This window comes from Flavobacterium sp. 22659, assembly GCF_052044235.1.
GTDB lineage: Bacteria > Bacteroidota > Bacteroidia > Flavobacteriales > Flavobacteriaceae > Flavobacterium > Flavobacterium johnsoniae.
On record NZ_JBQEMU010000024.1, the window covers coordinates 86,379 to 99,034 of the forward strand.

The 12,656-nt window shown below is 34.6% G+C and carries 10 protein-coding genes; all 10 read right to left on the reverse strand.

From position 1 onward, the window contains the following. The 10 genes from ACTJIW_RS20180 to ACTJIW_RS20225 all read right to left on the reverse strand — a co-directional run bounded on the left by ACTJIW_RS20180 (position 1) and on the right by ACTJIW_RS20225 (position 12,483). On the reverse strand, positions 1–1,008 hold the full coding sequence (locus ACTJIW_RS20180; protein WP_440716847.1) for a GntR family transcriptional regulator: 1,008 nt from the start codon (positions 1,006–1,008) through the stop codon (positions 1–3). 301 nt (positions 1,009–1,309) lie between these two features. Further along, a complete protein-coding gene (locus ACTJIW_RS20185) occupies positions 1,310–2,344 on the reverse strand; it encodes a glycoside hydrolase family 43 protein (protein WP_012024070.1) in 1,035 nt (344 codons plus the stop codon). Positions 2,345–2,367: 23 nt separating this feature from the next. Next, positions 2,368–3,801: an MFS transporter gene (locus tag ACTJIW_RS20190; RefSeq protein ID WP_440716848.1), complete on the reverse strand. Its 1,434-nt coding sequence runs from the start codon at positions 3,799–3,801 to the stop codon at positions 2,368–2,370. Positions 3,802–4,056: 255 nt separating this feature from the next. Then, positions 4,057–5,166, reverse strand: coding sequence for an endo-1,4-beta-xylanase (locus ACTJIW_RS20195; RefSeq protein ID WP_440716849.1), 1,110 nt, complete (start codon positions 5,164–5,166; stop codon positions 4,057–4,059). Between the two features lie 121 nt (positions 5,167–5,287). Then, positions 5,288–6,451, reverse strand: coding sequence for a mannonate dehydratase (uxuA, locus tag ACTJIW_RS20200; RefSeq protein WP_121362907.1), 1,164 nt, complete (start codon positions 6,449–6,451; stop codon positions 5,288–5,290). A gap of 177 nt (positions 6,452–6,628) precedes the next feature. Then, on the reverse strand, positions 6,629–7,366 hold the full coding sequence (locus ACTJIW_RS20205) for an SDR family oxidoreductase (protein ID WP_121362908.1): 738 nt from the start codon (positions 7,364–7,366) through the stop codon (positions 6,629–6,631). A 162-nt stretch (positions 7,367–7,528) separates the two neighbouring features. Beyond that, entirely contained in the window at positions 7,529–9,682 is a 2,154-nt protein-coding gene (locus tag ACTJIW_RS20210) for an alpha-glucuronidase family glycosyl hydrolase (protein ID WP_440716850.1), read from the reverse strand. Positions 9,683–9,955: 273 nt separating this feature from the next. After that, complete coding sequence (locus ACTJIW_RS20215) at positions 9,956–10,498, reverse strand: YbhB/YbcL family Raf kinase inhibitor-like protein (protein WP_440716851.1); 543 nt, start codon at positions 10,496–10,498, stop codon at positions 9,956–9,958. A gap of 67 nt (positions 10,499–10,565) precedes the next feature. After that, positions 10,566–11,426: a helix-turn-helix domain-containing protein gene (locus ACTJIW_RS20220; RefSeq protein WP_440716852.1), complete on the reverse strand. Its 861-nt coding sequence runs from the start codon at positions 11,424–11,426 to the stop codon at positions 10,566–10,568. A gap of 25 nt (positions 11,427–11,451) precedes the next feature. Continuing rightward, on the reverse strand, positions 11,452–12,483 hold the full coding sequence (locus ACTJIW_RS20225) for a LacI family DNA-binding transcriptional regulator (protein WP_073411840.1): 1,032 nt from the start codon (positions 12,481–12,483) through the stop codon (positions 11,452–11,454). Positions 12,484–12,656 lie beyond the last annotated feature (173 nt).

A 12,656-nucleotide genomic window follows, 5' to 3' on the forward strand; every position in this document is an offset into this window, starting at 1 on the left:
TTACAATGATTCTCTTATTATTAAATTTGTCGGCACATAACACTGCGTTTCTTCGTCATGCGTAATAAATGCCGCTGCTTTGGTTCCTAATTCTTTAAAATCAGTTGAGACAACCGAAATTCCTTTGTATATAAATTTTTTCATTGGCGTTTCGTTGTACGACAAAAACCCAACGTCTTTTCCCGGTTCAAAATCTTTCTCTTTGCACTGCTCTAAAAAGTGACCCAAAATCCTGTCGCTTACGCTTATATAAGCAATTCCTTTCTCGATATTGAACTTTTTTGGATCTGTAATTACTTCATACTCAAAGCTGAAATCGGCACAGAATTTCTTGAAAAACTCAACTGTTTCTTTGGGATGATTTGTAAAATCCGGATATACAAATTGTATCTTTTTATACTTTTTAAACAAATCAACTGCTTCTGTCAATGAATTATAAAATGCCTTTCCAAAATCCTGAAAAACATAATTATTTGCTTTATCTGCCTGAATATTCCAGTCTATCAAAAGCAGTTTATCTTTTGAAATTGCCGACAACGCAGGAGCAATTTCTTTGTGATCAAAATTCATGACCACGTATTTGTAATACTTCCCTATTCCGTTATTGATGATCGTTTTAAAAACATCAATATTATAATGATGAAACTGCACATCGGTAATCACATTATCCGGCAGATTATTGACAAATGAATGGTACAAAACTTCTTTATAGGCCTTAAAAGTGTCTAAAACCAAAAGCACTTTTCTTGTTTCGCCTGCCACATAATATCCTTTATTGGGTACAGATTCGATCGTATTTTGTTCTTTTAAAATCGTATACGCTTTAAAAACTGTATCTCTCGATAGCTGATAGGTCTTACAGATTACATTTACTGACGGAAGCAGATCTCCCTTTTGTAAAATGTTCTCGGCAATAGCATTTGTAATTCCATCAACCAATTGCTGGTACTTCGGAATATCACTATCGTGATTAATTATAAATTCAAATTTTTCTTCTTCTTTTAGCATACCGTTCTGTTCCGTTCTGTTATGCTAAAGTAGCTAAAAAACTTTTATAAAAAATCATTTTATGTATTAATTATGTTAAGTTTTTTAAATTCTATATTTCAATAATTTGGCGTGTACCTGTCCCGATAGCTATCGGGAGGCTATACATTTCATAATAATTTTGTCATTGCGACGAACGAACAGCCTCACTGCAATTTGATTCAGCAAATGTGATTGCTTCGTTCCTCTCAATGACAAAAAAAGCAAAATCAAATCAACACAACCGATTGTAATTTTTGCTAAATTTTTTTTATACAAAAAACTAATCAATTAATCTTCTTATTCCATACGGATCAATTGTTACAATCGAACCATCTTCTAAATAATCAATTTTAGTCACTTTCATGCTTCTTAAATGTGTTACGCCTTTTGACAAACTTGAATCATGATAAAATAAATACCACTCATTTTCAACCTCACAAATAGAATGATGAGAAGTCCAGCCCACAACAGGATTCAAAATTCTTCCCTGATAGGTAAACGGCCCGTACGGATTATCACCAATAGCGTAACAAATAAAATGGGTGTCTCCTGTTGAATATGAGAAATAATATTTTCCGTTGTATTTATGTACCCACGAAGCTTCAAAAAAACGACGGTTATTATCGCCGGCTAACAGGATCTCTCCTTTTTCATCCAAAATTTTTATCTCTTTTGGTTCTTCTGCAAGTTCAAGCATATCATCGCGAAGCAAAGCTACAATTGGTCCTAAAGCGGGTTCATTTTCAGAAGGTTCTTCGTTATTCTGGTCGTATACATTGTTTCTGTATTTCTGCAATTGTCCGCCCCAGATACCGCCAAAATAAATATAATGTTTTCCGTCTTCGTCTTCAAAAACTGCAGGATCAATACTGTAACTTCCTTTTATTGCATCTGGCTGAGGTACAAAAGGTCCTGAAGGAGAATCGCTGATCGCTGCTCCAATCTGGAAAATTCCATTGGCACGTTTGGCAGGAAAATACAAATAGTACTTTCCGTTTTTATGTGCTGCATCTGGGGCCCACATTTGTTTTTCGGCCCAGGCAACATCATCTACGTGAAGTGCAACACCATTATCTACGGCTTTTGCTGTTATACTGTCCATTGAAAAAACGTGATAATCTTCCATTCCAAAATGATCTCCATTATCATTAAACGGAATTCCGGCATCTATATCATGCGATGGATAAATATAAATTTTACCATTAAACACATGTGCCGACGGATCGGCTGTGTAAATATGAGAAACTAAAGGCTTTGAAATCGCCAATTCATTAATTTCATCGAAATTAATTTGTTCAATGCTGTCTTCAGGCATAGTGATATCTTGGTTTTAAATAATTAAGTTCTTCTTTGTTTTAAATCGGTTTCGATCTGTACTTCCATTTCTTTATTAATTTTATAGAAAAACAATAATCCGGCTCCTATTAAAAATGGAATTGCAGGAAAAATGCTGACCAATAATTTGATTCCGTTAATCGCGGTTTCTGTTTGTACAGCAGAGTTTGGCATGTAATGAAAAAATCCTAAAAACAATGTTGTCAAGGCACCCCCAATACTTAATCCGGCTTTTAAGCCTACCATCATGGCAGAGAAAATAATTGCTGTGGCTCTGCGATTGTTAAGCCATTCCGAATAATCGGCCACATCGGCAATCATTGCCCAAAGAATTGGGATTGTAATTCCGTAGAAAAATCCGTGCAGAATTTGGGAGAAAAACATTAAGCTGACTGATGTTGACGGAAAGAAATAAAAAGCGATAATAAAAAGCGTTGAAATGAATAAGAACAATCCAAATACATTTCGCTTTCCATATTTATCTGCCAGGTTTTTAGACAACGTGATTCCTACGATCATAAAGATAATGCCGCCTGCATTGAATAATCCAAATCCAGCAGAAACGGGATCATTACCAAAATGATTCAACCCAATAGCCGATAAAGTATCTAAAATAGGCTGGATAAAAAGTGCTAACTGATCTTTATCTACATAATTTTCAAAATAATATACATACGAACCGCCTTTCATTGCCAGTGTAATAAAAACCAAAGTCGTAAGCGAAAGCATGATTACCCAGGGTCTGTTTTTTATCAAATCGCCTAAATCTTCTTTTACACTTGATTTTTGCTCTGGTTTGGGAATGATTCTTTCTTTAGTCGTTAAGAATGTGATTAAAAGCATTATGGTTCCAATGATGGCTAAAACCGTCATTACTTTTTCGATACCAATTGCTTTGTCTCCGTTTCCGGCACTTTTTATAATTCCGAGCATAAAAACCTGAACAAAAAACTGGGCAAACATAACCGCCACAAAACGGTATGATGACATACTGTTTCTTTCAGACATATCGCCAGTAATAACACCGCTTAAAGCGGAATACGGCAGATTATTTCCCGCATAAAAAAGCAGTAACAAAGTATAAGTTACAACAGCATAAATTACTTTTCCTTTATAAGAGAAATCTGGAGTTGAAAATGCCAGTAAAGCCACAACTCCAAGCGGAATTGCAGTTGCCAGAATCCACGGTCTGAATTTTCCCCATTTTGTACTTGTTCTATCAGCTAAAACGCCAATAATGGGATTAAAAATAAAAGCGGCAACTAAACCAACAATCAGCATTATGATAGAAGAATCTGTTGGCGACAATCCATAAATATCGGTGTAGAAATAAGCCAGATACGTCATCAAAGTCTGAAAAACCAAATTGGCTGCCAAGTCTCCTAAGCTGTATCCAATTTTTTCTTTGATGGATAATTTTTGTGAAATGTAATTCATTTTATGGTTTGTGGTTAGTTAGTCTATTGTTTTAAACTTAGTTTTTTATCATTTCGAGAAACGGGAAATCAGAGTTTCCAGTGTGGTTCCCCTTCCTCAAAATGACAGGATTGTGTTGAATTAAATTTAAAACAATCGGTTGTGTAAAATTATATAAAAAAACATATTATGCAAATTCAGTCTGCTTTATTTGAATAATATCATAAAAAACAACCGTTTGTTTATAATACTCTAATTGAAAGCTGTTTAAACCCATTATTCTTCCGTTTTATTTAACTTTAAAATACTATCGTAAGCCGGTTTGTGTTTCAAATCTTTATCAAACGGAAGCGGATAATTGGTTCTTCCTTTTATAGGCCAGTCATTTAACCATGATTGTCCGTCGTAAACTCCCCAAAAAGTAACTCTGCTTATTTTATCTTTATGTTTTAAGAACAATTTAAAAATCGACGCATAACGTTCTGCCAATTTAGTCTGAACAGAATCCGGCAATGTTTTAGGATACGGATTCATTTTGGCATTTCCTTCAAAATTCTGATTTACATCGGCTCCTTTTAAATCCCACGGATTTGGTAAAACGGTAATATCCAATTCTGTAAAAGCAACTTTAATTCCTAATGCCGAATATTCTAAAATACTCTTTTCAATTTCTTCAATAGATGGACTATGCAGTCTCCAATGTCCCTGAATTCCAACACCGTCAATTTTTCCGCCTTCTGCTTTTATCTTTTTAATCAAAGCAATTGCTCCGGCTCTTTTTGCCGGCTCTTCAATATTATAATCGTTGTAATACAAGTCTACTTTTGGATCTGCCTTTCCTGCAAGTTTAAAAGCATCAACAAGATATTTTTCACCCAACGTTTTCAAAAAAACAGACGGTCTTAAAGTTCCATCTTCGTTTAAGGCTTCATTTACAACATCCCATGAATTGATTCTTCCTTTGTATTTTGAAACAATTGTTGTGATATGATCTTTCATAAAGGCTTTCATTTCAGTGCTGTCTGCGATTTTTTCCATCCAGGGCGCTAACTGACTGTGCCAAATCAAAGTATGTCCGTGAATGAACATTTTATTTTTCTCTCCGTAGGCTACAAACTTGTCCGATAAAGTAAAATCGTATTTATCTTTTTGCGGATGCGTGTACATCGATTTCATGATGTTTTCTGCTGTAATTGCATTAAATTCTGTTCGAATTAATGAATCAACTTTTGCATCTTTTTCTTCAATTTGATCTGCGCTCAAAGCAGTTCCAATATAAAAATCGTTTTTATAAGAATCTTTTAAGGTTAACGTTTCCTTGTTAGAAGAACAATTTACAAAAAATACGGTACTGATCGCGAGCAAATAAGGGTTAATAAATTTCATATATTTTGGTTAATAGTTAATACTTATTTTTTATTCTCGAAATGATAAACAGGACGTTTTCTTTTCTCATCGCAGAACTATCAGGTTTTTAAAAGCTGTCAGCTCTAACACGAAAAAATAATTACAAATTCAACTTGTAAGCAATTCCCATTTCTAAACCTCTTAATTCAGCAAGCCCTTTTAGTCTTCCTGTCAAAGAATAACCCGGATAGGTTTCTGTTGCTTCATCAACTCTGTGAAGGAAACCATGATCGGGACGCATTGGCAGGCTTATTTTGGTTTTGTTCATCAACAGCAATAATTTCTCAATGATAATTTCCATTTTAACGTCACCATTTAAATGCTCTGATTCTCTAAAAATAGTTTCGCTTTCGCGAATGGTATTTCGAAGATGTAAAAAGTGAATTCTATCTCCAAAATCGTTTATAATTTTTTCAAGATTATTTTTTGGGTCTGCACTTAACGAACCTGTACAATAACATAAGCCATTGGCAGTTGAAGGAACGGCATTAAAAATAGCTTTTAAATCGGCTTCTGTTGAAACTATTCTCGGAAGTCCTAAAACCGAAAACGGCGGATCATCTGGATGAATGGCTAATTTTTGCCCGTTTTTCTCCGCAATTAGAGTTATTTCTGATAAAAAATAAATCAGATTTTCTCGTAACTTTTGATTGTCGATTTTAGCATAGTTTTCTAAAAGAGACAAAATCTGTTCTGCTGTAAAATTGATTTTACTTCCAGGAAGTCCTAATAAAACATTTTTAAACAAAAGTGCTTTTTCATCTTCTGTCAATTGATTCCCAAACTGCAAAGCTTTTTCTTTTCCAGCCTCTGAATAATCGTTTTCTGAATTGGGTCTTTTTAAAAGAAAAACATCAAAATAAGTAAATGCATCCTGATTGTAAAGCAAAGCCCTGCTTCCATCTTCGTTGATAAAATTATGATTCGTTCGCACCCAATCCAAAATCGGCATAAAATTATAAGTAATGATTTTGATACCGCATTCTGCCAGATTTTGTAAACTGATTTTATAATTTTTGATGTATTGCAGATAATTTCCAGAAGCTCGTTTAATTTCTTCATGAACAGGAAGACTTTCAACCACAGTCCATTCCAAGCCAGAATTACGAATAATTTCCTGTCTTTCTTTTATTGCTTCAACTGTCCAAACATCGCCAACCGGAATTTGATGCAATGCGGTTACAATTCCCGCTGCGCCAGCTTGCCGAATGTCAATTAGTTTGACATTGTCGTTTGGTCCGAACCATCTCATGGTTTGCTGCATTTTTATCATACTTACTTTTTTTAATCTCGCAAAGTCGCAAAGACGCAAAGTTTTGTTTCATGCTCCCGATAGCTTTCGGGATTGCAGATTAAGCTGATTTTAATCTTTTTAATCCTTTAATCTGTGGCTTCAAAAAACCTTTGAACCTTTGAGCCTCTGCCTCTTATAAACTTTAAATTAAAACCCAATACTATTTCCGCCATCCACTGGCAAAACAGTTCCTGTTGTATATTTTGATTCACTTAAAGCAAAATAATAAACCGCATCTGCAATGTCTGACGGTTCTCCTAAATAGCCCATTGGAGTTCTTCCCAATACTTTATTTTTTCTTTCAGGATCGTTATCTAAAGCTGTTGACGACATTTTTGTTTTAATAAATCCCGGAGCAATACAATTGGCGCGGATGCCAAACTGCGCCAGCTCAACCGCCATAGCACGCGTCATAGATTCTATTGCGCCTTTGCTTGACGAATAGGCAATTACTTTTGGGATTCCGTATTGCGATGCCATCGAACTGATATTGATAATGCTTCCTCCTCCGTTTTCTTTCATGTTTTTTACCACTTCTCTGCTTACAGCAAAAACGCTCAACAGATTGGTGTGAATTATGGTTAAGAAATCTTCATCGGTAACATCTGCAAACTCTTTTTTCATATTGATTCCGGCATTGTTTACCAAAATATCTATAGGACTGTTTTTGGTGATGCTTTCGATCATGGCAGGAATTCCTTTCAAATCGTTTAAGTCGAATATTACCGGAATAGCATTTTCGCCAATCTCTCTGCAGGCATCTTCTGTTTTGTCTTTTGTTCTTCCAATAATGTAGGTTGTGATTCCGTTGTCACATAATTTCTTTGCTGTTGCAAATCCTAAACCCGAATTTCCTCCGGTTACTATTGCCGTTTTTTTGCTCATAATTTTTAAAATATATTCTTTTGGACGCTGATAAAACGGATTCGCTATCACGAAATCGCTGATTTACACGGATTTTTTAAAATTTTATTAAAAAAATCCGGCTTTTTCCGTGTCTTTGCGATAGCAAATCTGTTTTATCCGCGTTACAATTACTCAAATTTATTATCCATTTCCCGGTGCAAAAGGAAATTTTAATGATTTAAAATACTCTAAAGTTTGTGTTGGTTTTTCAACTTCAGCCGGAAGTTCTTTTCCCGAAAATTGCTGAAAATATAATAAGCAGGCATCACGCCACCATTTTGCTTCTTTATGCTGAATTTCTAATAACATTTTTACTTCGTTGAAACGTTCGTTGTCAACATACTTTTCTGCCTGATTCCAAACATTCTGCATTACTGCAACCTGATTTACACCTTCTTGGTATTTCAATGCCAAGCCGTTCCAAAGTGTTTGTCCATTTTTCAGTTTATAATCCCATGCAACATGATGAAACCATAAAAGATCTTTTTCAGGACAAGTTTCTAAATTATCAAAAAGATTTGCGACTTCTGCTGCGTATTGTGAAACGGCATTCGTACCCGATTTTGATCGATCGAAACCAATTCCGTTTTTGTCTGCTTTATGATAATAGGTTGGATTCCATTCTGGTCTTGACAAATTAGAAACCCAAGGTCCCGGCCCGTAATGATGCCCTGTATCCATAATATGATGCAAACCAAGTGGTGTCATGTAATTGACAACGGCTTCACGCGATTCCATCATGATATTTTTTACAGGTTTAATAAAATTTTCATCGTTGGAAAAGGTGCATCTTAACCATTCATCAGCAATAGTTTCAGAATCTAAATATGGATCCCAGGCCAGCCTGCCGAAGCCATACCAATTTGCCTGTAAAAAAGGATGTCCTGTCCAGTTTAAATCGTTTCCTATATTGGCAACGCCGGCAATTCCGGTTAATTTATTTTGATATAAAGTACCGTCAATAACTTTAGCAACGGTTGCTCCTTTTCCTTTTTGAAAGGTATCAGATTCTAAAACTTCCTGAAATAATTTAGGCAGAAAAACCAAATGTGTGCTAAAACCCAGATATTCCTGTGTAATTTGAAATTCCATCATTAAAGGCGTTTTCGGCATTGCTCCAAATAACGGATGAAAAGGTTCTCTAGGCTGAAAATCGATTGCTCCGTTTTTAACCTGAACAATTACATTTTCTTTGAATTTTCCATCATAAGGCTGAAATTCAGCATAAGCTTGTTTAGCACGATCATTTGCATCATGTTCTGAATATACAAAGGCTCTCCACATTATTACTCCGCCAAAAGGCGCAACGGCATCAGCCAGCATATTCGCTCCGTCAACATGATTTCTTCCGTAGTTTTGCGGACCGGGCTGACCTTCTGAATTGGCTTTCACCAAAAACCCACCAAAATCTGGAATTCGTTTGTAGATTTCTGCCGATTTATTTTTCCACCAATTAATTACTTCCGGATCTTTTGGATCGGCAGTTTTTAGTTTTCCTATTTCGATTGGTGCCGAAAATCTTGCAGTTAAATAAACTTTTATTCCGTAAGGTCTGAAAACATTAGCTAAAGCTTCGACTTTTTCTAAATATTGCGGAGTCAGGATTAAAGCGTTTGCATTTACATTGGTTAAAACTGTTCCATTAATTCCAATTAAGGCATTTGCTCTGGCGTAATCAATATATCTTTGATCGATAAAATCAGGTAATTTCTGCCAGTTCCATAAAGAGAAGCCTGCGTAGCCGCGTTCTACAGTTCGGTCGAGATTATCCCAGTGATTTAAAATTCGAAGATTTGTTTTTGGTGAATCGGCAATATTTAAACTTTTGATTGATTTATTGGTCTGCAGCATCCTCAAAAAATTAAAGACTCCATACAAAACTGCAACATTATTTTTTCCTGAAATGATAAGCTGTTTTTTATTTTTAAAAGAGATGGATTTAATAATAAATCCTTCGTTGTTTATTTTTTCAAAATCTGTCTGCAGAGCTTTTTGCAAATCGGGATTTAAAGTTTTTTGAGAACCAATAATCAGATTGTTTTCTCCTTTAATTTCTGTTTTAATTTGGGGTTTATTTCCCAGCATTCCAGCGATTCCTGTTTCTAATTCTTTTACGGAAATCTGAGAAGTTTCAGAATTTCCCAAAGAAACAATTCCCTGAATATTGTTTTTATATTCTGAAGCAATTGCCGAATTGCTGATTCTATCATACTGAAGCCAAAGTTTATAATCCTTTTGCGCTAAAGCCGAAAAGGAAATCGAAACAAACAGGAATACAAGTCTTATTGAAGTCATTTACTAATTAGTTTATTCTTAAATTTCATTTTTACTGTATCAGCATTTTACATCTTAATAATACTATTTGATAAAATTTTAATTCAAAAAATACATTATCTTAAATAAAACAACAAATGCAATCGGTTGCGTAAAAATATAGGATTGTTATTTAAGAAAAAAATTTTAGCTCTGTTTTTTTCAAAAAAATAATTTCTATAACAAATAAAAGCAGGATAATTATAAAAACTATCCTGCTTTAACGGGTTGATTTAAAGTTAAACCCTGAAATTATTATCGTTTGTAATAGGCTATGATGCTGGCTTTTGCCAAAGTCTGGTTCCAAAGATTAAATCCTACTACTGCCGGATTTGTATTTTCATCTGTTCCCAGTTTATCGGTTTTTAAGGCATAAACGGTAATGATGTATTGATGAAATCCGTGACCAACCGGCGGACATGGACCTCCAAACCCTTTAATTCCATAATCGGTTACACTTTGAACAGCGCCTTTTGGAACAAGATTTTTAGTTCCTGCACCAGTAACCAATTCGTTTACGTTTGCCGGAATATCAACTACTACCCAATGCCAGAATCCGCTTCCTGTGGGCGCATCCGGGTCGTACATGGTTATGGCAAAACTTTTAGTTCCTTCTGGAGCGTTTTTCCATGATAACTGCGGTGATTGATTTTCACCTGAACATCCAAATCCGTTGAATTCCTGAACTTTTGTAGTTTCTCCTCCTAAATCTTTACTGGTTAGGGTAAATGTTTTTTGGGCAAAAATTGTTGTTGTAAAAATTAAAGACAACACCAAAATTAAATTTAGCTTTTTCATTTTACTTGGTTTTAAAATTTAAAGCAAATTTAGATTCTGTTATGCCAGCGAAACTTTAGGGAAAGGATCAAAAACTGTTGCTAAAAGTCCAGTTTTTCTGATTTTGTTTTGGCGTTACGCCATATTTTAATTTATAAGCCTGCGTAAAGCTGGATAGGTTTTCGTAACCAACTTCAAAATATATTTCTGATGGATTTTTTTGTTCTTGCTGCAATAAATAATGAGCAAACTCCAGTCTTTTGTTCTGAAACCATTTTATTGGAGATTCGGCGTAATGTTTTTCAAATTCTCTTTTGAATGTTGAAATGCTCATATTACATAAAAATGCCAGTTCTTTTAAAGTGAGTTTACTTAAATGACTGTTTTCAATTACCTGAATAAACTTTTGCGCAGCATTATTACTGTTTACAGTTAAGGAGTACAGGAATTCTGTTCCATACTTTTCGGTAAGATAAAGCATGATTTCTTCCAGCTTAACTTCTAATAATTTGGATTTTATTTCTCCCGAAAGTTTAGAAATATCTACTAAGCTGTGTACAAATCTTTGTATGAAATCATCATAATCAAAAGCATGAACAGACTTGGCATCAACTGATTCAAAGTCTTTTATTTCCATTTTTCTAATGAAATTATGAATCATTTCGTTAGAAAAAAACAAGAGTACGCTTCTATAATTTGAGGCTTCCGAAATCCTTTTTTCTGTCATTAAACAATTTCCTGATCTCATTATTAAAAACTTAGAAGCATCTATAGACAAGGATGCATTATCGAAAACAGCTTCTTTTGTTCCTTCAATAAGAAAACTAATTATATTTTGATTTAGAATAATCTGCTGTTTCGAAACATCTTTAGAACTCCTGTAATCCACAACATGTATTTGCTGTGTTTTTTCTAAATTCATTTCATCGGGAAGTGTAATGGTATGCATAAATGACAATTTAATTCTTTCTCATTTACTCTTTACTAGATGACTCTCTGGCAAGGACTTCTGTATTTAAAAAAGTAATTTCTTTGGCATCATCATTTTTAGATGACTTTAGATTTTTGATAATAATTTCGGCTGCTGCTTTTCCCATTTTTTCTGCAGGATGCGTAATTGTAGATAAATTAGGGTCTATAATCTGTGAAATGGGATCGTTGTTAAAGCCAATTACTTTAAATTCTTCGGGTACTTTAATACCTCGTTTTTTAGCAGTCTGTACGGCGCTTACAGCTAGAATATCTCCAGGCGCAAATAATCCGTCTGGAATTGGTTTTAAATCGAATAAAGCATTGCTTGCTTTTACACCATCTTCGTAAGTAACTGAATTTAAATTGATTATCAATTCTTCTTCCACTTCGATATTATGATCTTTTAAGGCTTCTATATACCCTCTTTTTCTTTCGTTGTACAAATTCCCTAATTCTGATCCTGCTGTTAAATGCGCAATACGAATACAGCCCTGTTCAATAAGATGCTTTGTTGCTTTATAACCTGCTGTATAGTTATCGATAACTACTCTAAAAGTGTTGTAGTCTTTTGGCACCCTATCGACAAAAACCAGTGGAATATTATTGTTTGAAAACTGATGAAAGTGTGCTGTATCTCTGGTTTCCATTGCCAATGAGCAAATTACACCGCTTACACGATTGGAATACAAAGATTTCGCCATGTTCACTTCTTCTTCATACGAGTCATGTGACTGCATAATGATAACGGTATAATCCGATTTTTGGGCCGTAATTTCAATTCCGCTGATTAAAGATGATAAAAAGGGCTGTGTAACGGTGGGAATCAAAACGCCAATAGTTCTGGTTTTGTTTCCACGCAAACCTGCCGCTAAAGTATTGGGAACAAACCCCATTTCTTCTGCAGTTTTTTTCACTTTCTTAATTGTCTTGTCACTTATCGTGTGATGATCTTTTAAAGCGCGTGAAATAGTTGATGTTGCCAAATTAAGACGTTCGGCAATATCGTAGATCGTTACATGTTTATTTTCTTCCATGAAATAAAAAATAAAGATGTAAATATAAACTATTTTCGTTCAAGATGTTCTCTTGTAAAAATTGGCATTAAATAAAAGAAGTTAGAAGAAAAAGTGTTAGACAATTTGATTTGATTGTACAGCTATTGTTTCAGTAAGCCCAGCGGGGCAGAATATTTATAGAAATTCAATAA